This is a genomic window from Azonexus sp. (genome assembly GCF_047638095.1).
In the GTDB taxonomy this organism is placed as follows: Bacteria; Pseudomonadota; Gammaproteobacteria; order Burkholderiales; family Rhodocyclaceae; genus Azonexus.
The window spans coordinates 52,461-77,651 of record NZ_JBLJBW010000008.1 but is presented as its reverse complement, the minus strand read 5'-3'; the positions used below and the strand labels follow the sequence as shown (position 1 = coordinate 77,651).

Here is a 25,191-nt window from a genome sequence, read left to right as displayed (position 1 = left end):
AGGCCGTGTAGGGGTCGAACCTACGACCAACGGATTAAGAGTCCGCTGCTCTACCAACTGAGCTAACGACCCAGATTTTTCGCACTGATGCTGTCGTGTACCAAGAAAATCAATGTACAAAACAGTTCTACACAGCAGGAAAGACCGCGATTCTACGGATCGGCGCGGCTGGCGTCAATAATTTGCACGCAAATTTTTACTGCCGACACACGAGCTATTTCATCACTGATTCACCACTGATTCCACCGCCTATGCGCGGCATTCAGCGAAACACTACCGTCTTGTTGCCATGCACCAGCACGCGGTCTTCCAGGTGGTAGCGCAGGCCGCGCGCCAGGACGGTTTTCTCAATGTCCTTACCGTAGCGCACCATGTCTTCCGGCGCATCGGAATGGTCGATGCGGATCACGTCCTGCTCGATGATCGGGCCGGCGTCGAGCTCGCTGGTGACGTAGTGGCAGGTCGCCCCGATCAGCTTGACGCCGCGCTCATACGCCTGATGGTAGGGCTTGGCGCCGACGAAGCTAGGCAAAAAACTGTGGTGGATGTTGATGATGCGTCCGGCCAGCGCAGCGCACAACTCCGGCGACAGAATCTGCATGTAGCGCGCCAGCACCATGGTGTCGCCGCGCACGTCGTCGAAAATGCGGGCGATTTCGGCATAGGCTGCGGCCTTGTTGTCCTTGTTCACCGGCACGTGAATGAAGGGAATGCCGTGCCATTCGATGAAACCCTTGAAACTGTCGTGATTGGAAATGACGCAAGGAATCTCGATGTCCAACTCCTTCGACTGCCAGCGCGCCAGCAGGTCGTAGAGGCAGTGTTCCTGCTTCGACACCATGAGCACGACACGTTTTTTCACGGCGCTGTCAGCGATCCGCCAGGCCATCGACAGCGGTTCGGCAACCTTTGCCTTGAAGCGCTCGCGGAATTCAGCGAGCAGGAAAGGCAGCGAATCTGCTTTGATTTCGATGCGCATGAAATAGCGCCCGGTCACTTCGTCGGCGTGAAAACTCGATTCGAGAATCCAGCCGCCATGCTCGGCGATGAAGCCGGTGACGCGGGCGATGATGCCGACTTGATCGGGGCAGGAAGCGGAAAGTGTGTAAAAACGGTCGCGGTGCATGGTGGCCGATGCTAGATGAAGTAATGAGCCCTCGCGAAGGAGGATGAAACCTGACGCGCGAAAATGGCGCAGATGGCCGCAAGACTTGCGGCCGCAGCCTCAGGCGCGGGCGAAAGCCTGGTCGATTTCAGCACGCAGGGCAGCGTAATCGCGCACCACCGGATATTGCGGGAATTCGCGGATGACGTTTTCCGGCGGGTGGAACAAGATGCCCCCGTGCGCTTCGCCGAGCATGGCGGTGTCGTTGTAGGAGTCGCCCGCCGCCACCGTCTTGAACTTCAGTTCCTTGAAGCGCTTGACGGCTTCCTGCTTCTGGTTCGGCATGCGTAGATGGTAATTGACCAGCATGCCGTCGGCGTCGGCTTCCAGCGAGTGGCAGAACAGCGTCGGCCAGCCCAACTGGCGCATCAGCGGGTGGGCGAATTCGTAAAAGGTGTCGGAGAGGATGACGACCTGGTAATCCTCGCGCAGCGTGTCGAGAAACTCACGCGCGCCGGGCATCGGCCCCATCTCGCCGATCACCTTCTGAATATCCGGCAGGCCCAGCTTCTTCTCGCGCAGAATGTTCAGGCGGTAGGTCATCAGCGTGTCGTAATTCGGCTCGTCGCGCGTCGTCCGCTTGAGTTCCGGAATGCCGGTACGCTCGGCAAATTCGATCCAGATTTCAGGAACCAGCACCCCTTCAAGGTCAAGACAAACGATTTGCACGACACATCCCCCGGTAAATGCCGCAAAAGCGGCTAAAAATGACGCAGAAAAGGCGGATTCTAACCGATGCCTGGCCGCTACGCCGCGGCCGGCAGCCGCAAAAAACGTTTAACATTGCGAAAGTTGCGAGGGGATTCAATGAACATTCAAACTGACAGCAATTCAGAAAACCGCATGAATGACGTCGTCCGCCGTCTCACTTTTCTCAAAGATTTGCACGCGCTGACCCATCGCATCCACGCCACTCACAATGTGGATGAAATCATGCTCGGCCTGTCCTCGTCCATTTGCGAACTGTTCGCCTGTGAGCGGCTGACCTTGTACGTACTCGGTGACGACGGCAACAGCATCGTTGCCAAGGTAAAAACCGGCCTGGACTCTTTCGCTAACCTGAAACTGCCGATCAACACCCAGAGCATCGCCGGCTATGTCGCCAGCGAGCGCCGCCTGGTCAATATCGCCGATGTTTATGACGCCAGCGCTTTGCTGCGCATCGATCCCGATTTGCGCTTTCTGCACGCCGTCGACCAACGCACCGGCTTTCGCACCCGCGAAGTACTTGCCGCGCCCATCATCGATGCCGCCGGCGGTACGCTGCAAGGCGTCATCCAGCTCATCAACAACCGCGGCGGCCACCCTTTTTCGGCGACGGTGGAAGAAGGCCTGCTCGAACTATGCACCACGCTGGCGATTGCTTTCGCCCAGCGCTGCAAACCGCCGCTGCCAATACGCTATGGCGCCTTGGTGACGCAGGGCAAACTCAGTGCAGAAAATCTTGCCGAAGCCCAGCGCGCCGCCCGGGACAGCGCCGGCTCGCTGGAAAACCTGCTGCGCACGCAATACGGCATCGGCAACGCACAGCTGGGCGCGGCCCTGGCCGAGCATTTTCACGCGCCGTACAGCGCCTTTGCCGCAGTCCAGCCGAAACCGCAAAATTTGTTGCAAAACCTCAAACGCGATTACCTGCAGCAAAACCAATGGCTGCCGCTCGATGAAAGCGACGCCGGCATCACGCTCGTCAGTCTCGACCCGGAGCAAGCGCGCAGCAACCGCCTGATCGACCAGCTTTTTCCCGGCCGCCGCCTCATCCATCACGTCACCACCGAGCACGATTTCGCGCAGATGCTCGATGCTTTTTTCGGCAAGGCGGACGCGGCCGACCTGCCCGGCGGCACGGTAAACGACCTGCTCTCCGCGCTTGACGAAGAAAGCAGCGAAGAGCACGGCGAATCCGCTGCCCAGACGGTATCGGCGGCGGCCGACAACGAACTCGTCAAACTGGTCAATAAAATCATCGTCGATGCCCACCAGCAAGGTGCTTCTGACATCCACATCGAACCTGCGCCAGGCAAGGGCAAGGTGCTGGTACGGCTGCGCAAAGACGGTTCGCTGAAAAAATACATCGAGATTCCGGCCAGCTACCGCAGCGCCATCGTTGCCCGCATCAAGATCATGTGTGACCTCGATATCGCCGAAAAACGCCGGCCGCAGGATGGCAAGATTCAGTTCAAAAAATTCGGCCCGCTCGACATCGAATTGCGCGTCGCCACGCTGCCCTCGGCGGGCGGTGTCGAAGACGTGGTGATGCGCATCCTGGCTGCCGGCGAACCCATAGCGCTCGATAAGCTGGGCGTCTTGCCGGGCAATCTGGCACGCCTGAAAAGCGCGGTGGAAAAACCCTACGGCCTCTTTTTTGTCTGCGGCCCGACCGGCTCCGGCAAAACCACCACCCTGCACTCGGTGCTCGGTTATCTCAACCGCCCGGAAACCAAAATCTGGACGGCAGAAGACCCGGTGGAAATCACGCAAAAAGGCTTGCGCCAGGTGCAGGTCAATAAAAAAGCCGGGCTCGATTTCGCCACCGTAATGCGCGCATTTTTACGCGCCGATCCGGACATCATCATGGTCGGCGAAATGCGCGATGCCGAAACCACGGCAATCGGTATCGAAGCCTCGCTCACCGGCCACCTGGTGTTCGCCACCCTGCACACCAACAGCGCGCCGGAATCCATCATCCGCCTGCTCGACATGGGCATGGACCCGTTCAATTTCTCTGACGCCTTACTCGGCATCCTCGCCCAGCGCCTGGCCAAACGGCTGTGCAGCCAGTGCAAGCAAAGTTACACCCCGGATGCCGCCGAAATGGCTGAATTCATGGCCGAATATTGCAGCGAATTGCAGCACACACCGGCTTTTCTCGCTGACCGGAAAACTGCCGAAAATGCCGTATATCAGCGTCTGCTGACGGATTACGGCAGCCACGGAAAATTTGTTTTGCAGCGCCCGCAAGGCTGCCCGGCCTGCGATGGCAGCGGCTACAAGGGACGCGTCGGCCTGCACGAACTGATGCTCGGCTCGGACGCCTTGAAAAAACGCATCCAGGAACACGCCCGTGTCGCCGAGCTGCTCGCCCAAGCACTCGCTGACGGCATGCTGACCTTGAAAATGGACGGTATGGAAAAAGTCCTGCAAGGCATCACCGATCTCAAACAGGTGCGCACGGTATGCATCAAATGAGACACGCCCAAAGGAGGCCAAGATGAACAACGACGAACTCCTGCATCGCCTGGAACAGCTCAACCGCATCGGCGTCGGTTTATCGCGCGAGCGCAATATCGACCGCCTGCTCGAAGACATCCTGCTTGCCGCCAAGGGCATCACGGGTGCCGATGGCGGCACGCTCTACCGCATGAACGAAGCGGGCACACACTTACGCTTCGAGATCATGCACACCAATTCCCTCGGTCTTGCCCTGGGCGGCACCACGGGGAAGAAAATCGACCTGCCCGACCTGCCGCTGACCAACGCCGCCGGACAGCCCAATCTCAACCTGGTGGCGGCCTACGCCGCGCTCAAGGAAGAAACGGTCAACATCGCCGATGCCTATTGCGAAGAAGGTTTCGATTTTTCCGGCACCCGCCGCTTTGACGCCCAGACAGGCTATCGTTCGCGCTCCTTTCTCACCGTGCCGATGAAAAACCATGAAGATCACATCATTGGCGTACTGCAGCTCATCAATGCCACCGACCTGCACAGCGGCGAGGTCGTGCGCTTTTCCCGCGCCGATCAGCAAATGGTCGAATCGCTCGCCTCGCAGGCAGCGATTGCGCTGACCAACCGGCAACTGATCGACCAACTGGAAAATCTGTTCGAATCCTTCATCGGCCTGATCAACCTCGCCATCGACGAAAAATCGCACTACACCGGCGGCCACTGTCAGCGCGTTCCCGTCCTCACCATGCTGCTGGCGGAAGCCGTCAACGCCACGACACAAGGTGCACTGGCCGGCTTTCGCATGAGCGACAAAGACCGCTACGAACTGAAAATTGCCGGCCTTTTGCACGACTGCGGCAAAATCACCACGCCGGTACATGTGGTGGACAAGGCAACCAAGCTGGAAACCCTGTTCGACCGCATCGCCTTGATCGACACCCGCTACGAAGTGCTCAAGCGCGACGCCGAAATCCGCCTGCTGCGCGCCCAGCTCGCTGCCGGACAACCGCTCGACGCCGAGGCTGAGGCCGCCTTGGCCCGGCAACTGGCCGAAGAAAGCGCGCAACTGGACGCCGAGCGCGATTTTCTGCGCCGCACCAATACCGGCGGCGAAGCCATGCGCGAGGAAGATCAGCACGCCGTGCGCGACATCGCCGCGCGCCGCAGCTGGCGTGACCCGGCGGGCGAAGAAAGCCCGCTGCTGAACGCCGACGAAATCGCCAATCTGACCATCCGCGCCGGCACCCTGACGGCGCAAGAGCGCGAAATCATCAACCACCACATCGTCGCCACCATCCGCATGCTGGAGCAACTGCCCTGGCCCAAGCACCTGCGCCGGGTGCCGGAATACGCGGGCGGCCACCATGAGCGCATGGACGGCAAGGGCTACCCGAAGGGGTTGAAACGCGAAGAAATGTCGGTGCAGGCGCGCATCATGGGCATCGCCGACATCTTCGAAGCCCTCACCGCACGCGACCGCCCCTACAAGCCGGGCATGAAACTGTCGCAGGCGATGGGCATCATGGCCAATTTCGCCCGCAACGGCCACATCGACCCGGATTTGTTCGCGGTTTTCGTGCGCCAGCAGGTCTATCTGCACTACGCCAGAACCCATCTGGCCGAAGCACAGATCGACGAGGTCGACGAAAGCGCACTTCTCCCCGCCACGGCTTGCAGCGCGAACCTCAGACCAGCAGCAAACGCCAACCCAGGCCGATGAACACGAGACCGGCCAGGCGATCCAGCCACAAAGCCCAGCGCGGGTGGCGCTGCAAAATGGCCCCCAAGCGCCCGGCGCTGGCACCGATGAGGCTGAAGATGAGCGCTCCTTGCAGGGTAAACAACAGGCCCAACTGCACGATCTGGTAACTCGCTGGCGAACCCGCAGACACGAATTGCGGCAGGAAAGCCAGGAAAAACAGCACCACTTTCGGGTTCAGCGCGTTGGCGAGCAAGCCCCGGCGAAAAAGCTGCCAAGGCGAAGCCTCATCGCCCGCATCGGGACGCAACAAGGCCGCGCCGCTGCTACGCAAAGTCTGCCAGCCCAGCCAGATGAGATAGGCCGCCCCCACGCCGCGCAACAGATTGAACCACAGCGGCGAGGCCGCAATCAGCGCACTGACCCCCAGCGCCGCCAGCACGGTGTGATTAAGGCAACCCAGCGCGCAACCCAGCCCGAACGCCACCCCCGCCCGGCTGCCGCGCGCCATGCCCAGCGCCAGCACCAGCAGGTTGTCCGGCCCCGGCGCCAGCGTCAGCAGCACGGCGGCGGCGAGAAAACTCAGGGCAAGCGGCGGTTCGAGCAGAAATTCCAAGTGCATTCCACCCCGGCGATCAATCCGCTTGCGGCAGCGCGTCCAGGCCGTCCTGCAATTCCAGCCAGCGCAATTCGGCGGCGTCGATCCTTTCGCTCAACTCGGCCGCGCGCCGGTGCAGGCGCTCACTTTCTTCGCGCGCCACCCGAGTATAAAAATCCGGATCGGCAAATTGCGCATCGAGCGCTGCTTTTTCTTCCTGCCAGCCAGCCAGTTCCGCTTCGATCTGCTCGATGGCCTTGCTGAATTTGCGTCGCTCGGCCAACAGCGCCTGCCGGTTGGCCTTGGCGGTGGCGCGCTGGTGCAGGCGTTCTGTTTTGCCGTTTGTTTGTACGCTCGCCGCCTGCGGCGATTCCTGCGGCGCGGCGTTGCGGCGTTCGGCCAGCCAGACGGCGTAGTCGTCGAGGTCACCGGTGAAGAGGCTGGCGCGGCCCGCGTCCACCAGCCACAGCTCGTCGCTGCAACTGCGCAGCAAATGGCGGTCGTGCGAGACCACGACCATACCGCCCTCGTAATCCTGCAAGGCAAAGGTCAGCGCCTCGCGCATTTCCAGGTCGAGGTGGTTGGTCGGCTCGTCGAGCAGCAGCAGATTGGGTTTGCGGCGGATCAGGAGCGCCAGGGCCAGGCGCGATTTTTCGCCGCCGGAGAACGGCCCGACCGGGCGGGTCGCCATGTCGCCGCGAAAATCGAAACCGCCCAGGTAGTCGCGCAATTCCTGTTCCGGCGTCAGCGGCTCCTGATGTTGCAGGTGCCAGAGCGGGCTTTCTTCCGGGCGCAGCTGTTCCAGTTGATGCTGCGCGAAATAGCCGATGTTGAGCGTCCGGGCTTCCTTGCGCTCGCCGCCTTCCTGCGCCAGCGCGCCGGCCAGGAGCTTGATGAGGGTCGATTTGCCTGCGCCGTTACGCCCGAGCAGGCCGATGCGGCAGCCCGGGCGCAGGGTAAGGCGCAGTTCGCAGAGTATCTTGCGCTCCCCGTAGCCCGCCGCGCCGTCCTCGATCACCAGGAGCGGATCGGGCAGGTTGTCCGGCGCGCGAAAGCTGAAGGTAAACGGCGAATCGACATGGGCCGCCGCCACCACGTCCATGCGCTCCAGCATCTTGACCCGGCTCTGCGCTTGGCGCGCCTTGCTCGCCTTGGCTTTGAAGCGTTCGACGAAGCGGGTGAGGCGGGCGATCTGCCGCTGCTGCGCGGCGAACGTGGCCTGCTGCGCCGCCAGCCGCGCCGCCTTGGCCCTTTCGTATTCGGAATAGCCGCCACTGGTCAGGCTCAGGCGCTGCTGGTCGATGGCGATGATGTGGCCGACCACGGCGTCGAGAAAATCGCGATCATGCGAAATCAGCAACAAGGTCGCCGGCGAAGTTTTCAGCCAGCCCTCCAGCCACAGCACGGCATCCAGATCGAGGTGATTGGTCGGCTCATCGAGGAGCAGCAGGTCGGCGCGACAAGACAGGGCGCGGGCGAGGTTGAGGCGCACCCGCCAGCCACCGGAAAAATCCGCCACCGGCCGGTCGAAATCGGCATCGGTAAAGCCCAGACCGTGCAGCACCTCGGCGGCGCGGGCCTTGGCGGCATAGCCGTCGATGTCGGCATAGCGGGCGTGCAGGCGGCCGATGGCTTCGCCGTCGTCGCTAGCCTCGGCGGCGCGCAATTCGTTTTCGATGCGGCGCAATTCGCTGTCACCGTCGAGCACGAACTCCAGCGCCAGCGTCGGCAAGGCCGGCGTTTCCTGCGCAACACGGGCGATCTGCCAGTTCGGCGGCAATTCCAGGTCGCCGGATTCGGCGTGCAACTCGCCCGCCACCAGCGCGAACAGGCTGGATTTACCGCTGCCGTTAGCGCCCACCACACCGACCTTCCAGCCGGCATGCAGCTGCAGGCTGGCATCCACCACCAAGGGGCGGCCAGCGCGAGCAAAAGTCAGTTGGCGTAAGGCAATCATTTCCGATCCACGTTGCTTGCCGGGCAAAACTTCTTAAAAAAGAGAGGTTTTCTGGCCGGGGTTTGTTTTAACGAGGCGGCGGATTATAACGGGCGCTGCTAGAATCGCCCGCATGATCAAGAAGATCCGCGTCGACCAGCTGCGCCCCGGGATGTTCATCCACGATCTGAACTGCGGCTGGCTCGATCACCCCTTCCTCAGCAACAGCTTCCATGTCGGCGATTTGGCCAGCGTGGAAAAAATCGTGCGCCACGGCATCCGCGAGCTCTACATCGACACCGCGCGCGGCGACGATGTGCACAACGCCCCCACGCAACACGAAATCGAGGCCGCACTCGATGAGCAGTTCGAGCACATCGCCCAGGCCGCTGCCGCACCGCCGGCCCACGTTCCGCTGCGCACCGAAGCCCTGCGCGCCCGGCGTCTGCGCGGCGAAGCCAATCGTATCGTGCTCAATCTCATGCACGACGTTCGCCTGGGCCGGCAAATCGAAATCGAGCACGCTGAACCCATGGTCAGCAACATCGTCGATTCCATTTTCGCCAACCGCGATGCCCTTCTGCCCATCCTGCGCCTGAAGCGCCACGATGAATACACCTTTCAGCACTGCGTCAGCGTCGCCGCCCTGCTCGCCGCCTTTGCCCGCCACCTGGGCTTGAGCCGCGAAATCGCCCGCGAATTAGGTTTGGGCGGCCTCCTGCACGATATCGGCAAAGCCCGCATCGCAGAAAACATCCTCAACAAGCCGGGCAAGCTCGACGACAAGGAATTTGCCCGCATGCGCTGCCACGTCGACGAAGGCCTGGAGGTGCTGCGCAACAGCAAGCGCATCAGCGACATTGCCTTGCAAGTCACCGCCGAACACCACGAGCGCTGCGACGGCTCCGGTTACCCGCAGGCCATGGACAAAAACGCCCTCTCCCTGTACGGCAAAATGGCCGCCATCGTCGATGTATACGATGCCATTACCTCGAATCGCGTGTACCACAAGGGGATTCCGCCCACGCTGGCGCTGCGCAAGCTCCTGGAATGGAGCAATCACCATTTCGATGCCGCTCTGGTGCAAAGTTTCATCCGCGCCGTCGGCATTTACCCCAGCGGTTCCTTGGTTGCGCTAAACAATGACTGCCTGGCGGTGGTCACCGAGCAGCACGAAGACGATCTGCTCAAGCCCATGCTTTGTGTTTTTTTCAACACCAGCCGGCGCGCCTATATCGAACCCTACATGCTCGACCTCAGCGCGCAGGACAGCATCAAAATCACCGCTTACGAAAATCCCGAAACATGGCAAATCGACCCCTATCGCTGGCTGCAGGCTTGAGCCTGAGCAGCATTTTCTACCTGATGGCGAGCTGCGCCTTCGCCGAGCAAGCGAACCAGAGTGACTGGGAGGCGCGACTCGCTGAAGCCGCCCGCTTGCGCGCCGAAAATGCGCAAAAAATACAGGCAGCCGACGCCGTGCTGAACGAAGCCAAAGCCGCCTGCCAGCACAAGTTCCAGGTCAACGCCTGCGTCAAGGCGGCGGAACAGGAGCATCTCCTGGTACGCCGGGAAAACCGGCAGCGCAGCATCGAGGCCGACCGCATCGAGCGCAGCGTAAAAGCCGAGCAACGCGATCTGCGCAAGGCAGAAAAAAACACCCGCGCCAGCGCCCGTCAGGCTGAATTGCCCGAACGCGCCGAAACACAAACACAAACTGCCGCGCAAGAAGCCGCTTTACGCGAAGAAAAAATCCAGCGCAAAAACACCACCAGCGCCGAGCGTTTACAGAAAAACGCCGAACAAAACGCCGCTCACCAGCGCAAAATCGCCGATCACGAAGCCCGCCTCGCCAAGAAAAAAGCCCGTGCCGAAGCCAAAGCCGCCAAAGCCGAGCGGCAAAATAAAGAAGCAAGCCAAGCACCGTAAGTTGGCTTACTGGCTGGCGCATCCAGTAAAAAGCGGCTCACGCCGCCGGTTGCGCCAAAATCTCAGGCAAAGCAGCCAGCAATTTACGCACCGGACTCGGTGTGCCGGCATCGAGCGCCGCCGCCAAGGGCAGCCAGCAATACGCCCCTTCCTGCACCAACTCAGGCGGCGCAGCGATACGACAAAGCTGCGGCGCGATCTGCAAAACAAAATGGGTGAAACCATGCTGCAAATTCGGCAAGGGGCGCACCTCCAGCACCTCCACGCCCAATTTCGGCAAGAAAATTGCTGCCTCAGCCTCCGGAAAGGCCAGCAAACCACCCCAAATGCCCTGCGCCGGACGGCGCTCCAACAGAATTCCCTGGCCATCGCTGAGCAACAAAAAAGACGCCTGCCGCTCAGGCCGCTTCTGCCGGATGCGCGGCACGGGCAAGAGATGCTGGCGATTTTCCTGACGCGCCCGACAGTGCGCATGCAGCGGGCAGGCGACACACTGCGGCTGGCGACGGGTACACAGGGTTGCCCCCAAATCCATCATGCCCTGGGTGTATTCCGCCATCACGCCGCTGGCCGGTAATAGACGCTCGGCTAACTCCCAGAGCGCACGCTCGCCCGCTGCTCGAAAAACATCTTCGGTAATAGCAAAATAACGGCACAGCACGCGCTTGACGTTGCCATCGAGAATGGCCGCCCGCTCACCCTGTGCAAACGCTGCAATCGCCGCTGCGGTAGAGCGCCCGATGCCTGGCAACTGAGCCAGCTGCGCCGCCGTCGCCGGAAATTTTCCCGCGTGCTGCGCCATAATCAGCTGCGCGCAACGATGCAAATTGCGCCCGCGCGCGTAATAACCCAGCCCGCCCCACAGCGTCAGCACATCCTCCAGCGGGGCCGCCGCCACGCTGGGCAGATCGGGAAAGCGCTGCAAAAATCGCTGGTAATACGGCAGCACCGTCGCCACCTGGGTTTGCTGCAGCATGATCTCCGAAAGCCAGATACGGTAAGGATCGCGCGTATTCTGCCAGGGCAGGTCATGACGCCCGGCTTGGCGTTGCCAGCGCACAATCGCCGGGGCAAAAAAATCGATCTCGGACAATTCTGGTTCGACTTAAGGAAAATGAGCGGGGATAATACGCAGTTTTTCATTATCTGGCCTCCTCTCTGCCCTCACCACCATGAGCCAAACCTCCCCGCCTCCGGCCGAAATCGATAGCCGCGCCCTGCGTCAGGCGCTTGGGCAGTTTGCCACCGGCATCGCCGTCGTCACTGCGCTCGATACGCAAGGCCAGCCCATCGGCTTGACGGTCAATTCTTTTTCCGCCGTGTCGCTCACGCCGCCGCTCGTCCTTTGGTGTCTGGACAACCGCTCCCACAACCTGGCCGCCTTCCAGGGGGCCTCTCACCACGCCATCAACATTCTCGCCCGTGCGCAAGAAGACATCTCCAATCGCTTTGCCACCTGGCCGACCGACCGCTTCGCCGGTCTAAAATGGTGCGCCAACCTTGGTGCACCGGTGCTCAGCGGCTGCTGCGCGCACTTCGTCGTCGCCAATGAAACCTGCCATTTAAGCGGCGACCACAGCCTCTTCATTGGCCGCATCGAGCACTTTTCAGCCGATGCACAACGCGCGCCGCTCCTCTTCCACGCCGGGCAATACCGGGCTCTGGCAGAAAATGCATAAAAATAGTCTGGAAATATTAGGAATAAATTAAAAACCCACATAAAATCTCGCCCGCACGCACCCGGGCGGGTGTAGTTCAATGGTAGAACGGCAGCTTCCCAAGCTGCATACGTGGGTTCGATTCCCATCACCCGCTCCACACCCCATTCTTATAAAGCATGCGGCATGCACGACACACGGAGTATCTACGGCCATCTCGGCCGTTTTCTCATACTACTTGCCGCCTACCTGTTTGCAGGTAGCAACTTGGTGTGGGCGCAGACCGACATCGATGTACAACTGCGCTGGCGGCATCAATTCCAATTCGCCGGTTATTACGCCGCCATCGAAAAAGGCTATTACCGCGACGCCGGACTGAACGTGCGCCTCAAGGAAGGCGGCCCCGACATCAACGTGACCGACGAGGTGGTTTCCGGGCGCAGCGATTTTGGCGTTGGCGTCTCCAGCCTGGTGCTCGATTACCTGAACGGCGCGCCGGTGGTGATGCTGGCCAATATCTTCCAGCATTCGCCCAACACCTTGATCACGCGCGGGCGTGACCGGCATCTGGCCGATCTGGCGGACGGTGCCCGCATTGCGCTAATGGTCGGACATCAGGATGCCGAACTGAAAGCCATGTTCGTCAATGAAGGCATTGCCCTCGACAAGCTCAATCTCAGCAGTTCCTCGCGTCATCTCGAAGATTTCATGAACGGGCGCATCGACGCCTTTAACGGCTATGTTTCCAACGAGCCTTATCTGCTCGACCAGCTGCGCATGCCCTACACCAGCTTCAAACCGCAGACTTACGGCATCGATTTTTACGGTGACCTGCTCTTTACCCGGCGCGCTCTGGCTGCCGAACAACCCGCCCTGGTCGCCGCCTTTCGTGCCGCCAGCCTGCGTGGCTGGCACTACGCGTTGAGTCATCCGGACGAAATCATCGATTTGATCCTCGCACGCTACAACAGCGCGCGCAAAAGCCGCACGCATCTGGCCTTTGAAGCCCAGGCCCTGAGCACTCTGGTGCAGCACCAGGTCATTGAATTGGGCCATAGCAACCCCGGGCGCTGGCAGCATATTGTTGAGGTGTACCGCCGCTTTGGCCTGGTACAAGGTCAGCAATCGCTAACGGATTTTTTCTACCAAATGCCCAGCGAAATTGATTGGCAAAGTCTGCAGCGCATCTTGCTCGCCGTCACTGCCAGTTTTATTTTTGCTGGCCTTCTGGTGCTCTTCATCTACCGCCAGAACCGCAAAATGGCCAGGGTGCTGGCCGACAAAACCAATAGCGAAGCGCGCTATCGCGTCATCTTCGAAACCAATCCTGCCGCCGGCGTACTCTGGTCCGATGATTTCACCATACTGGACTGGAACCAGGAAGCCAGCCGCCTCTTTGGTTGGACGAGGGAAGAGGTGATTGGCCGGCGCTTCATCGATTTCATGGTCGCCCCCGGCGCACAAGGCCTGTCGTTAGAAAGTCTGGAGCGTCTGCAAGACAACAGCCTGCCGCACAGCATCAACAACAACCTGACGCGCGATGGGCGCATCCTCACCTGCGAATGGCGCAATGCCAAAGTACCGGCCGCTGCGGACAGCCCCACCTGCAACATTTCTCTGGCCATCGACATCAGCGAGCGCCTGCAGCTGGAAAAAGAAAACCGGCGCATGGCGTTTCGTGACCCACTCACCCAGCTACCCAACCGCCGCCTGCTGCACGACCGCATCGACCGCCAGCTGCGCCGCCTGCGCCGAGACGGCGGCTATGGCGGGATGCTTTTCCTCGATCTGGACAATTTCAAACCGCTCAACGACCAGCACGGCCACGCTTTGGGCGACCTTTTGCTGCAAGAAGTGGCGCAACGTTTGACCGCCTGCGTGCGCGACAGCGACACCGTCGGGCGTTTTGGTGGCGATGAGTTCGTCATCATCATCGACGGCCTGGATCGTGAGCTCGCCGTTGCCTGTCAGCAAATGGAACGCATTGCGCAAAAAACACTCGTCAGCCTGGGCGCGCCCTACCTCCTGCAACTCGATGCCGACAGCGCACGCATCGAACACCGCTGCACGGCCTCCATCGGCATGACCCTGTTCGATGCGCTGGGCAGCGAAACCGAGATTTTCCGTCAGTCCGATGCCGCCATGTACCGCGCCAAAGCTGCCGGTCGCAACCGTTACTGCATGGCCGAAGAAGCTTATTCAGAAAGCGCGAGCTAAAAACAAAGCCGAAAAGCCCGGGCATAATGCGCCTTCTTCTTGCGCCACTGCCTATGCAAACTGCCCCCCCCAGCCAGCACACCGCTGCCCTTCCGCTGTTGTTTTTTGCTGCCCTCATCTGGCTGGGGCTGCTTGCCTACGCCCACCCCTGGCACGATCTCGACCTGCGCCTGGGCGACATTCTCATGCGCCGCGCCATCGCAACGCGCCCGCCGCCACCGGAAATCGTCCTGATCGACATCGACCAAGCCAGCCTGGACCACCCGCAAATGCTGGAGCTGGCCGGCAACTGGCCCTGGCCGCGCGCGATCCACGGCGAATTACTGGCTTTTCTCGCACTCCAGCAGCCGCGCGCCATCGTTTTCGACCTGATTTTCAGCGAGCCCGATCACTTTCGCCCGGCGAGCGACCAAGTGTTGGAAGATGCGCTACGCCAAACGCCTGCTTACCTGCCGCTCGTCGTCACCAACGGCGAAACCTCGCGTCTGGCCGATTTGCCGCCCCTGCTCGGCATACGCCCCGGCCGACAAGCCGATCCTGAGGCGGGGCTGGCGCTACTCGCCCCGAAGGCCTTATCGCCCGAGGTTTGGCGCACCGGCCTGATCAATTTCCTTGCCGACAGCGACGGCCTGGGCCGCAGTTACTGGCTCAACTACCCGCACGCCGGCTGGAGCCTGCCCTCGCTCCCCGCACGCGTGGCCGCCGATCTCGGCTTGCCGGTGCCCGCGCAAGAACGCCTGCCTCTGCACTTTTACGGCCAGCCATTCAGCCACCTTTCCTACGCCAGCCTCTTTCTTTCCAGTCTGCAAGAAAACCCCGGAGACTTACCCGATCTGCGCGACAAAATCATTCTCATCGGTGCCGCGGCCCCCGGTCTACACGATCTGCGCCCAACACCGCTGGGGGCCGCCACACCGGGGCCGGAAATTCTTGCCACGGCCTTGGGCAATCTCATCCACCAAGACTATCTGCGCCCGCTCCCGCCCAGCCTTGCCCCGTGGCTGGGCGCACTGTGCCTGAGCCTGCTGGCTTTGGCTTCCCGGCGACAAATCAATCCTTTGCTGCAAGGCACCGGCCTGGCGCTCTTGAGTCTGGTGTGTGTTTTGGCGGCCTATTTCTTATTGCACTACAACCACCTCTGGCTGCCTTTTTCCACCCTGCTCACCCTCTGGCTTTTTTACGCCGCCTGCGCACTCCACGCCTACTTACGCGAACGCCAGCAACGCGAATACGCCTTGCAGCTCTTTGGCCGCTTCGTCGATCCACGCGTGGTGGACTCCTTGGTGGCCGGCAAGGCTTTGGCCGTGGCGCAAGAAGGGCAGCGCCAGGAAATCAGCGTGCTGTTTTCCGACATTCGCGGTTTTACCCGTTTGTCGGAAAGCCGCGCGCCAGAAGAAATCGTGCGCCTGCTCAATCGTTATTTTGCAGCGCAAACCGAAATCGTCTTCACGCACGAAGGCACGCTCGATAAATTCATCGGCGACGCCATCATGGCCTTTTGGGGAGCGCCGGTCGCCAGCCCGCAACATGCCAGCCAGGCGGTTGCGGCGGCGCTCGCGCTACAAGAACGCCTACTCGCTTTTTGTGAGGAATTGGGTGAAGACGGCGCAGATTTTGACGTCGGCATCGGCGTACACAGCGGACCGGCCGTGGTCGGTTTTCTCGGTGCGGCACGCCGCCTCGATTACACTGCCATTGGTGACACGGTAAACTTGGCCAGCCGCATCGAAGGTTTGACCAAGGGCGTGGCCCGCATCCTGGTTTCAGCCAGCACGCGCGAGGCCTGCCTAGCCGAAGACCCCAAGCGTTTTACCTTCATCGACCATGGTGAATTTCCCGTCAAGGGGCGCGAAAAACCCGTCCGCCTCTACGAACCCAGGAGCCCTGCATGAGAACCCTGCCTTTTACCTCAGCCCTGCTGCTCGCGGCCCTCAGCCTGCCCGCACTGGCCGCACCGGGTACGCTGACCCGCGCCAGCGAGCTCAAAGCCAAGCCCTTCATCGATGCCGCCACCGTAGCCCAGCTGCCCGAACAATCCAAGGTCGACATTCTGGCCAACGAAGGCGGCTGGTCGCAGGTCAAAAGTGCGCAAGGGCAAACCGGCTGGGTGCGCCTACTCAACGTGCGCCCGGACAGCGCCGGCAGCGGCAACGCCCTGAGCAGTTTGAACACCTTGGGTAACGTGGCGCGCACCGGCAGTTCCGGCGCAACGGCAACCACCGGAGCCAAGGGCATCAGCAAGGATGACCTCGCCCAAGCCGCCCCCAACCCGCAAGAGGTACAGCGTCTGGCGCGCTATGCCAGTACGCCTCAGGACGCAGAAAAACACGCCCAGGCCCAGCGCCTGCAAAAACGCAAGATGGCCTACCTCGATCCAAGCGACGGCAAACGCAATTAAGGAGCGCACGCATGTTACAAAAAACCGTACACCTCCTCGCCCTGAGCTGCGCCGTGCTCAGCCTCAGCGCCTGCAAACCGGAACAGATTCAGGCCGCGCTCGAACATGGCGGCGGAGTCGCCCGCAGCTTCAACCAGAGCGTCAGCCCGCAGGAAGAACAACGCATGGGCGACGAGTCGGCCGCCTTGCTGCTCGGTGCCGCCCCCTTGGTCAAACACGACGGCGTGCAACGCTATGTCAACCAAGTCGGCCAATGGCTTGCCCAACAAACCGAGCGCAGCGATATTCAATGGCGTTTCGGCGTGCTCGACACCCCCAACATCAACGCCTTTGCTGCGCCGGCCGGCTACGTGTTCATTACCCGTGGCTTGTTCGTGCGCTTGCAGGATGAGTCCGAACTGGCCGGCGTCATTGCCCACGAAATCAGCCATGTTCTGATGGGCCATTACGTGCAAACCATGCTCAAGAAAGACCGCGCCGCCGCGCTCGGCAACCTCGCCAGTGGCCTCGCGCAAAGCCAGGGCAAGGGGCAATACACGGCGCTGGTCAATCTCGGGCGCGGTGTTTATAGCTCCGGGCTGGACAAGGATGACGAATACCAGGCCGACCGCATGGGCGTCGTTATTGCTGCCCGCGCCGGCTACGATCCTTTCGGCTTGGCACGCGTCCTGCAGATGTACGCCAGCAATGCCGGGCAAGCCGGTTTCGACCTGCTCTTTTCCACCCACCCCGCCGCCGGCGAGCGCCTGGAACGCTTGGCGAGCAGCATGAGCGACAAATTTGACGCCCTGGAAAGCCAGAGCCTGCGCAACACGCCAGCCTTCTCTCGCCAGCAGGCGGCACTGCAAGGCAATGCCGGCGCAGGCAACAATGGCAGCGCGCGCAAGGGGGCAAAAGCGCGGCGTTAAGCGAAGGTTTACGGCCGCGCGGTGGCGGCTTCGGGGGCGGCCTCGGGAGCCTTGGTTTGACGCGCCGGCGCGCCGCCCCAGCGTGTGCCGTAGAACAAATCGATGGCATTGTCGCTGCCGACACGCCCGATCAAAGTCAGCTCCCGCGTCAGGCTGAAGCTTAATTTCGCCAGACTTTCTGCCGTACCCAGGGCCTGTTCGTAACTGATGCTGGCGCGATTGGAAAGGCGCTTGCCCACGCTCAAAATCTGTTGATCGACGCCACCGCCTTCGCTCGCTCCACTACTTACCACACGGCTACCGGTAGAACGCCGGCTGCCGCCAAGCTGGCCTTGGCGCAGATCGAATTCATCGATGCCAAAGTGCGCTTTCAGCTGATTCACCACATTCCCCGCCCCTTGCCCCAGCACATCGCCGGCGGCCGCCAGCAAGACACTGGCATCGGCGCTGCCGACACGTTCCGGGCCATGCCCGAGAATCAGCCAGCTCAATTTTTCCGCATCCGGCAATTCCGGCTCGGAAACCAGACGAACACGCGGTTTTTGTGCCGTACCGAGCACTTCTACCCCGGCCTCCACCGCCAAACCACGGCGCATGGCGCGCACATCGAGCGCCGGATTGTCCGGCAAACCCTGAAAATTCAGATTGCCGCGTTCGATTTCCAGACTTTGTCCATAGGCCGCAAAACGCCCGGCGCGGGTCTGGATGCTGCCTTGCGCGCGCGGCAAATCACGCCCGTCGGCGCTCAGGCGAATCTGCCCGGCAAGCTGACTGTGCAAACCGGCGCCTTCGAACAAGAAATTCGGCCCAAAATCGAGCGCCAAATCCAGCTTGAGTTTGGGCCGTAAAAGCGGCGCGGCGCGATCGGCCGTACGCCGCACCACCACATCATCCGACAAACGCGGCGCACCCGCCGGGGCGAGCTGCCAGTAGCCGGCATCGATACTCAGCGCGCCTTGTCCGGCGAGCTGGCTACCCGCAGCCCCGCCTTGCCAGCTAAGCTGCGTTTCTCCGGACAAACTCAGCCATTGCTCCGGCAACTGCCACACGCCCAGCCGCTCCAGCTTGCAGCTCAGTTGCGCCGCTGCCCCGGTTTGCGCCTGATCCAGGTGCAATTCCCCCTGGGCGCTCAGGCTGCCGGGCGCGGCATACTGGCTCGCTGCCTCACCCAGCGCTTTCTTCAAGGCGCGCGGCAAAGGGCGGTGCGGGTTTTCGAAATACAGGCTGTCCACGCGCAAGCTCTGCCCGTGCAACTGTGCGCGCAAGATGCCTTTTTCCAAGTGCAAGCCCATCTCGGGCAGGGCAAAACTCAATTTCTCCCCGGCCAGAGTGCCGCGTAACTGCGCTGCGGCGGGTTGCCCGGCAAGTTGCAGCCTGCTGTGCAAGCGCCCGCCGGTGCGCCATCCCTCTCCCAAAAACTCGCCCAGCCAACTTAAATCCGGCGTATCCCAAGTCAGCGCGCCTTGCCACGGCGCATGTCGGGCCAGATGCCAGGCATTTTCCATGCCCACTGCCAAATCCGCCTCCAGCGCGCCCAAACGCTCGCCTTGCGCCGTCAAGCGCAACTGCGCCCGCGCGCCTTGCATTTCTGCTGCCAGCCGCGCGCGCCAATCCAGTGTTTCACCGCCCAGCTGCAGTTCCGTCAGCTGCCAGCGCGCCGGACTGATCTGCAAACTGGCCGGGGCCAGCAAGCGCAGCTGACGCGCGGCATTCGGGCTCGCCAGCGAAAGCTGGGTCAGCACACCCTGCCAATCCCAGGTGAGGGCCTGGCGCAAACTGCCGCTGGCTTGCAGCGCCAATTTGTCGCCCCCAAAAATCTGCGTCTGCAACTGCAAACGGTGCTGCGCCGGCGTGCCATTCAACTGCAACACGAGCTGCTCGGCCACCGCCGTTTGCGCCTGCAGATCGAGTTTGGCGAGCGAAAAATCAAGCAGTAAAGCGGCCTCAGAGGCAGTTTTTCCGTAAGGCAGATCGGCTTTCAATCGCAGCGTTTGCGCGGCAAAACGGCCTGGCCACGCCAGCCGTGGCGCAGCCAACTCACCGCGCAAACGCAGGGCATCGAGCGCCCCGGACAGCTCAAAATCCCCCTGCACCGCGCCTTGTCCGCCAAAATCTTCCAGCCGGGGCGCGGCCAGTGTCAGATGCAGCCGGTCTTGCGCGCGCCCCAGCGCACCGCGCACCGTCAGCCGGTTCTCTCCCAAGCTCAAGTCAACATCGACCGCCGACACCTGCGGCCAGCGCAGATGCAGCCTGCCATTACCGGCCAGCGCCGCCTGCCGGTAATGGCTATCCTGCAGGCTGAATTGCGCTTGCAGCTGCGGCTTTTCCCGCCATTGCCCGTGCGCCTTGAGTTGCGCATTGAGGCGCGCCTGGGGCCACTGCGCAAAAGCACGCGGATCGAAGTTTTTCAGCTGCGCAGCCAAGGCAAATTCACCTTGCCCGGCCAAACCCACCCGCCCTTCTGCGCTCAGCCCCGCCCCCCGGGATGCCAAATGCAGGCGGGGAATATCGATCACCCCGTCGGCATGGCTTAACTTTGCCGCCAGGCTAAAGCGCGCATCGCCCAGCTGCATTGCCAAACTTTGCTTGTCTGCGCCCAGCACGGCGTGCAACGGCCCGTCGAGGCGGGTTTTTTCCAGCGTCGACCAAAGCCCGCGCGCATCGAGCGCGCGTGCCACGAGTTCGACCTTCAGCGCATCTTCCTGCCAGCGCCCCTGACCGCTGAGCTCCGCTGCGCCGGCCAAACGCAGATGCAGCCTCGGAAACGCCAAGGCCGTCTCCTGCCAAACCAACGACCCACTGCACTGTGCGATGGGCAGGCGTTTTTGGTCGAACGGCCCGGGCTGCGCGTTACGGATGGAAAAAGTGCCGTGCAGGCCTTTGGCCGCCGTCGCAGAATTTTCCACAGGCTGCACATCGGCCTGCACGCTGAGTGCGGCTTGCGGCGCGCCGTGCAACCAGTCGGCCGGGTTCAGTTCGGCCAGATCGATTTTTGCCTGAGCAAAGGGCTGGGCGGCAAACGGCGTCAGCCTGATTTCTGCCTGCCCGCGCAGGCCGCGCGTCGCGTTCAGCATCAAATCGATTGCCGCCAACGTCCCCCTGGCCTGCAGCTGCGCCGCCAGCGGCTGCTCACGCAAAAAATCTTCGGCCAAAACCCCACGCAACTGCGCATCGGCCTCTACGGCAAACGGAGCCACATTGGCCAGATGCAGCGAAGCCGCGATATGGGTTTTATCCAGCGAAAAACTCAGATTTTCCAGCCGATACCCTTGCTCATCGCCATACACCCCCGCCACCAGATCATGCACGGCAGGTAAAGCATCGATCTGCAGCAAACCCACGCGCACGGCGGGCAGATGCACATCGAGCGGCAAACGCAAATCCTCCGGCATGACGAAAGGCGTATCGTCGTCTGGCGCGGTTTTGATGTCGATGGCGCCAATTTCCAGTGTGGCCACATCGAGCACCGAGCGCCAAAGTGCGCTGGCCTGCCAGGCCAATACCAGCTGCCGTGCCTGATAACGCGCCCCGCTTTCCTGCCAGAGAATCTCCTCGATGTGCAAAGGACCCAACCAGCGCCCCTGCGCGCCCTGCACCTGCAAACGGCCGGCGCTGATTTTTTCCAGCCCGGCCAGGCTCATCTGCAAACCGTTTTGCGTGCCCAACAACCAGGCGGCTGCGGCGCAGAGCAAAAAAAAGCCAAAAAACAAGAAGAGGGCGAGGCGGCGCATGGCAAACATCAAAAAGGAATGAGCAGGGAAAAATGCAACTGCAAGGCTTCATCGCGCGCGCCATAGGCCAGATCGACACCCAGCGGCCCGGCCGGGCTGCGCCAGCGCGCGCCCAGACCATAGCCGACGGCGAGTCGTGCGTCTTGCAAGGCATCGACCGCATCGCCGGCATCGACAAAAGCCGCCACGCCCCAGCGCGCATTCAGCCAGTGTGTGTACTCCAGGCTGGCTGTGGCCAGATAGCGCCCGCCGACGACGGCGTTACCCTCCTTGATGCCCAGGCTCTGATAGGGATAGCCGCGCACGCTGCCGGTGCCCCCGGTGCGAAACAGGTAATCCTGCGGCACATGCTGGCGCGCATCGGCAAAAGTGCGCCCGAGTTCAAGACGCAGGCTGAGGCTATCGCGCGCACCGAGCGGCACATAAAACTGCCCACGGCCATACAAGCGCAAAAAGTTCTGGTCCGAGAAAAAGACCTTGCTGCCACCGCCCAGGCTGACTTGCAAGACCACGCCCCGGCGCGGCTCGATCAGTTGATCGAGTTCGCGCCAAGTCCAGCTGACGCTCGGGGCCAGGGCGCGGCTCGTCGTCCAGCCCTGCCCGCCGGGTTGGCGTTTTTCGTGCTGCCACTGCACGGACCAGCGTTCTTCCAGGCGTCCACGCTGTTCGCTGCGCTGCCAGCCCAGGGCTTGACGCTGTAAGCGCAGCTGTTCGATATCGCTTTGTTCGGCGACAAAACCGCCGCCATAGCGCACACCGTCCGTCGTCGGCGGCAAAAACACATCGCTGAAAAAAGTTTGCCGCTTTTCTTCCAGACGCAAACCCGTTTCCAGTTGCCAGGCGCGGCGCAGAAAATCGATGTTGCCGTAGGCGGCCTCCACCCGCGCCCCGGTATTGGAGCTTGCCCCCAGGCCGAAGCGCGCCCGATGTATCGGCTGCTCCTGCACGCGCAAACGCAAGGGCGCTTGCCGGGTGTGCGCGGTCGATTCGTCCGCTGAAAGTGTTTGCGCCTGTTCCAGATCGAGCTCGGCCTGCACGCGGGAAAAATAAGGGCTGGCCTGCAAGGCCTGCACCAGGGCGCGCACATCCTCTGCCCGATAGGGCTGCCCCGGGCGCAGGCCGGGCTTGTAACGCGCAATCAAGGCGGGACGAAAACGCTGCAAACCCTCGATCTGCAAATCACCGTAAACATAGCGCGGCCCGGCGTCCACATCGAGCGACAAGGCGGCGCGCTGCTGCTGCGGATCAATATCGGCAAGACTGTCTAGCAGGCGCGCCCCGGCGTGATCTTCGGCGAGCAGGGCATCGAGCAGCTGGGTTTTCGCCTGATTCCAGTCTTCCTGACGAAACGCCTGCCCCACCGGCAAACCCCATTGCGCCAGCAGGGCCGCCCGCCGCTCCAGCGATAGCGGCCCGTTGATCACAATGTCCAGACGCTGCACCCGCGTGCGTGGGCCGGGGTCGATGCGCAGATGCACGCCTTCTTCTGCTTCATCGAGCGTGATCTGCGGCGAAAAATAGCCTTCGGTGGCGAGCAGGTCCGCACTGAGTTGGCGCAACCGCCGCGCGCCGTTTTCTACGGAAAGATAGGGGCGCAAACGCAAGGCCAGTTCTTCCGGTGCCTCCAGGCGCACCTCAGCCTGGGCCACCCCCAGGCTGCAGCAAAGGCCGAGCGCCCACCAGCGCATCAGGCCGGATCGCTGCCCGTCGGGGCGCGCGGCGGCATGAAAAAACTGCGCGGCTGGGCGCGAAAACGCTGCCACACCGCCCCCAGCAACGGCCCCCAATGCGTGAATTCGATTTGCCGGGCACGCAGCGCCATCCGCAAAGCGAGTGCAAAACTCACGGCCAGATTGGTCAAACCGATCAACATCACCCCCAGCAAGGCCAGCACAATGGCCTGCCACGCCAGCTGGAATTCGTAGCCATTCAAGGCATAGCCGACATTGGCCGAAGAAAACGCGATATGACGAATGTCCAGCGGCAGGCCCAGCATTTTGCCAATCACGCCGGTCGAGCCCAGCATGCAGCCAAAAAGAAAATTCCCCATGATGCCCCCCAGATGGTCGCCAACATAAGCACCGCCGCTCGCCGCCCGCTGTTTGCCGAGCAAGAGCTGCAGCCAGCGCAAACGCCCGACGCGCGCGCCGATATTGGCGTAGGCCGCCTGATTGTCGAAATAGCCGTTGATCAAACCCGCCAGAAACAGGTAAAACCCGGCAATCGCCGCGTGCGGCACCGCCCAGGAAAGCGGATCGAGATCCGCCAGCAAATGTGCTGCCTTGTCCTGCGTAATCACCGGCGCATCCAAGCCATACGACAAGGCAAAGCTAATCAGCAAGGCGATGGGCAAGGCCAGCATCACATTGCCGCCGATCGCCGCCAACTGGCTGCGGCTCACCGCCGCCGCCACATCGGCAATGCGCTCCAGCTCGGCGCTGCGCGTCGGTTTCAAATCGCCCAGAAGACCGGCCAGGGTCTGCGCCGTCATGGCCGGCTGCTTGGTGGCGACGGTGAAATCGAGCAGATAAATCAGCACGAAACCCAGGCCGTAAATCATGCTGAACAAAAACGCCTCGATCAGCAAAGGGGCGTGCAGCGTGCTCGCCTGAATCTTCAAAAACGCCATGCCGGCGATGATCACCCCGGCGGCAGCGGCGGCCCGCCACATCTTGCGGTAATCGGCACGGCTCTCGCAGATATAGTGCTCGCCCGACTGCGCCGCATTTTCCGTGACGCGCACGGCCAGCACCCCGGAGAGCTGCTGCCAGTAGCGGCGCAGGCTCAAGCGGCGGTTTTCGGCAAGAAAGGCGGCGCGGGAAAAGGCACCCCAGCGGCGCAGACGTTCATCTTGCGGCACACCACGCAAACGCGCCGTGAGAATTTCGGCCAAGGCCGTAATGCGCTGCAGGCTTTGCTCGCAGCGCGTCAAAAAATACGACAGACGCAAACTGGTGCCCACCGTCAGCGCACGTTTGCGGATGCGTTTCAGGCTGTCCTGACATTGATCGACGATCACCAAAAGCTGACTGGCATCGTCAAACGCTTCGCTTTGCCCTTCCAGCCCCGCCCGAAAGGCATCGACAAAAGCCTGTGCTTCGCTCGACAAGGCAATAAAACGCGGCGTATCGAGATCCGGATTGGGCGAAGCGCGCAGCAATTCACTTTCCACCCCCAGGCCGCTGACGCGATGCGCCAGCAAGAGCACCGCATCCAGCACCTGCTGCACGAAACCGCGCTGGCTGATGTCCTGCGCCATTTCCGGCAGCGTCAGCAAACCCCAAAACCGCTGTGAAAAATTGGCCGGAATCGCCTCCAGCCACTCCCAATCGTCGCGCCGATGAAAAATCAGATGCAGGGCATCGATCAAACGCTGCTCGTCCGGCACTTCCGGCAGCAAGCGGCTGCCCAGGATATGCCACCACTCGGAAAAAAAACCGGTTCCCGGCAAAATGCCGCTGTCCGTAAAAAAGCTCAGGGCGCGTCGCTGCACCACAAAATTGAGCATGTGCTGACGAAAATCCGCCAGTAATTCGGCGTCATTTTCCAGCGTAACCAGCATGCTTTCGTAACGCTCGCGGCAGGCGACATAGTCCCCGTCGTCCGGGCGCAAAGCCGCCACCAGCCGACGACACAGCCCCAGAGCATCGGCCTCGGGATGGCGAAAATCATTGAGCGCCTTATGCAGGCGCTGGTGCGGATCGATATCCTGACGGCGCAGGCGGCGTAGCAGTTGGGAAAAAAGCAGTTTCAATCGCGGTTACCGGCAAAAAACAGAAGGGCGATGATA

The 25,191-nt window shown here is 61.7% G+C and carries 17 protein-coding genes and 2 tRNA genes; 10 read left to right on the top strand and 9 right to left on the bottom strand.

Going from position 1 to position 25,191, the window contains the following annotated elements; translation table 11 throughout:
* The 3 genes from ACM62Q_RS03545 to thrH form a co-directional block, all read right to left on the bottom strand.
* A tRNA-Lys gene (locus tag ACM62Q_RS03545) sits at positions 1-72 on the bottom strand.
* 190 nt (positions 73-262) lie between these two features.
* Complete coding sequence (gene purU, locus ACM62Q_RS03540; protein WP_415033647.1) at positions 263-1,126, bottom strand: formyltetrahydrofolate deformylase; 864 nt, start codon at positions 1,124-1,126, stop codon at positions 263-265.
* A 99-nt stretch (positions 1,127-1,225) separates the two neighbouring features.
* Positions 1,226-1,834, bottom strand: a complete 609-nt coding sequence (gene thrH / locus ACM62Q_RS03535) for a bifunctional phosphoserine phosphatase/homoserine phosphotransferase ThrH (protein WP_415033645.1) — start codon at positions 1,832-1,834, stop codon at positions 1,226-1,228.
* A 138-nt stretch (positions 1,835-1,972) separates the two neighbouring features.
* On the opposite strand from thrH, the gene ACM62Q_RS03530 reads away from it, so the two are divergent.
* Both ACM62Q_RS03530 and ACM62Q_RS03525 read left to right on the top strand, forming a co-directional pair.
* Positions 1,973-4,351, top strand: coding sequence for an ATPase, T2SS/T4P/T4SS family (locus ACM62Q_RS03530; protein WP_415033643.1), 2,379 nt, complete (start codon positions 1,973-1,975; stop codon positions 4,349-4,351).
* A 22-nt stretch (positions 4,352-4,373) separates the two neighbouring features.
* Complete coding sequence (locus ACM62Q_RS03525) at positions 4,374-6,047, top strand: HD domain-containing phosphohydrolase (RefSeq protein WP_415033641.1); 1,674 nt, start codon at positions 4,374-4,376, stop codon at positions 6,045-6,047.
* Here ACM62Q_RS03525 and ACM62Q_RS03520 read toward each other — a convergent pair.
* A complete protein-coding gene (locus ACM62Q_RS03520; protein WP_415033639.1) occupies positions 6,013-6,642 on the bottom strand; it encodes a LysE family translocator in 630 nt (209 codons plus the stop codon). The genes ACM62Q_RS03525 and ACM62Q_RS03520 overlap by 35 nt on opposite strands.
* Before the next feature lie 19 nt (positions 6,643-6,661).
* Positions 6,662-8,581, bottom strand: coding sequence for an ATP-binding cassette domain-containing protein (locus ACM62Q_RS03515; RefSeq protein WP_415033637.1), 1,920 nt, complete (start codon positions 8,579-8,581; stop codon positions 6,662-6,664).
* A 112-nt stretch (positions 8,582-8,693) separates the two neighbouring features.
* On the opposite strand from ACM62Q_RS03515, the gene ACM62Q_RS03510 reads away from it, so the two are divergent.
* Together ACM62Q_RS03510 and ACM62Q_RS03505 are read left to right on the top strand one after the other, a co-directional pair.
* Positions 8,694-9,902: an HD-GYP domain-containing protein gene (locus ACM62Q_RS03510; protein ID WP_415033635.1), complete on the top strand. Its 1,209-nt coding sequence runs from the start codon at positions 8,694-8,696 to the stop codon at positions 9,900-9,902.
* Positions 9,866-10,489 (top strand): hypothetical protein, encoded by a 624-nt coding sequence (locus ACM62Q_RS03505; protein ID WP_415033633.1) that lies wholly within the window; start codon positions 9,866-9,868, stop codon positions 10,487-10,489. Before ACM62Q_RS03510 ends, ACM62Q_RS03505 begins: the two co-directional genes overlap by 37 nt.
* 37 nt (positions 10,490-10,526) lie before the next feature.
* Here the strand turns inward: ACM62Q_RS03505 and mutY are convergent, their stop codons facing one another.
* Complete coding sequence (gene mutY, locus ACM62Q_RS03500) at positions 10,527-11,582, bottom strand: A/G-specific adenine glycosylase (RefSeq protein WP_415033631.1); 1,056 nt, start codon at positions 11,580-11,582, stop codon at positions 10,527-10,529.
* 79 nt (positions 11,583-11,661) lie between these two features.
* Here mutY and ACM62Q_RS03495 point away from each other — a divergent pair, with 79 nt between their 5' ends.
* From ACM62Q_RS03495 to ACM62Q_RS03470, 6 genes are all read left to right on the top strand, one after another.
* On the top strand, positions 11,662-12,168 hold the full coding sequence (locus ACM62Q_RS03495) for a flavin reductase family protein (protein WP_415033629.1): 507 nt from the start codon (positions 11,662-11,664) through the stop codon (positions 12,166-12,168).
* A 65-nt stretch (positions 12,169-12,233) separates the two neighbouring features.
* Positions 12,234-12,307, top strand: a tRNA-Gly gene (locus ACM62Q_RS03490).
* 26 nt (positions 12,308-12,333) lie between these two features.
* Positions 12,334-14,364 carry an ABC transporter substrate-binding protein gene (locus ACM62Q_RS03485; RefSeq protein WP_415033627.1) on the top strand — a complete coding sequence of 677 codons (2,031 nt, stop codon included), beginning with the start codon at positions 12,334-12,336 and terminating at the stop codon, positions 14,362-14,364.
* Positions 14,365-14,417: 53 nt separating this feature from the next.
* Positions 14,418-16,256, top strand: coding sequence for a CHASE2 domain-containing protein (locus ACM62Q_RS03480; protein ID WP_415033625.1), 1,839 nt, complete (start codon positions 14,418-14,420; stop codon positions 16,254-16,256).
* On the top strand, positions 16,253-16,762 hold the full coding sequence (locus ACM62Q_RS03475) for an SH3 domain-containing protein (RefSeq protein WP_415033623.1): 510 nt from the start codon (positions 16,253-16,255) through the stop codon (positions 16,760-16,762). The genes ACM62Q_RS03480 and ACM62Q_RS03475 overlap by 4 nt, the downstream gene beginning before the upstream one ends.
* Before the next feature lie 11 nt (positions 16,763-16,773).
* Positions 16,774-17,670, top strand: a complete 897-nt coding sequence (locus ACM62Q_RS03470; RefSeq protein WP_415033621.1) for a M48 family metalloprotease — start codon at positions 16,774-16,776, stop codon at positions 17,668-17,670.
* A gap of 8 nt (positions 17,671-17,678) precedes the next feature.
* Here the strand turns inward: ACM62Q_RS03470 and ACM62Q_RS03465 are convergent, their stop codons facing one another.
* Genes ACM62Q_RS03465 through ACM62Q_RS03455 form a run of 3 tightly spaced genes read right to left on the bottom strand, consistent with a single transcriptional unit; the run spans position 17,679 to position 25,155 of the window.
* Positions 17,679-21,401, bottom strand: coding sequence for a translocation/assembly module TamB domain-containing protein (locus tag ACM62Q_RS03465; RefSeq protein WP_415033619.1), 3,723 nt, complete (start codon positions 21,399-21,401; stop codon positions 17,679-17,681).
* 8 nt (positions 21,402-21,409) lie between these two features.
* Complete coding sequence (locus tag ACM62Q_RS03460; RefSeq protein ID WP_415033617.1) at positions 21,410-23,089, bottom strand: autotransporter assembly complex protein TamA; 1,680 nt, start codon at positions 23,087-23,089, stop codon at positions 21,410-21,412.
* On the bottom strand, positions 23,089-25,155 hold the full coding sequence (locus ACM62Q_RS03455; protein WP_415033615.1) for a site-specific recombinase: 2,067 nt from the start codon (positions 25,153-25,155) through the stop codon (positions 23,089-23,091). The genes ACM62Q_RS03460 and ACM62Q_RS03455 overlap by 1 nt, the downstream gene beginning before the upstream one ends.
* Positions 25,156-25,191: the final 36 nt, after the last annotated feature.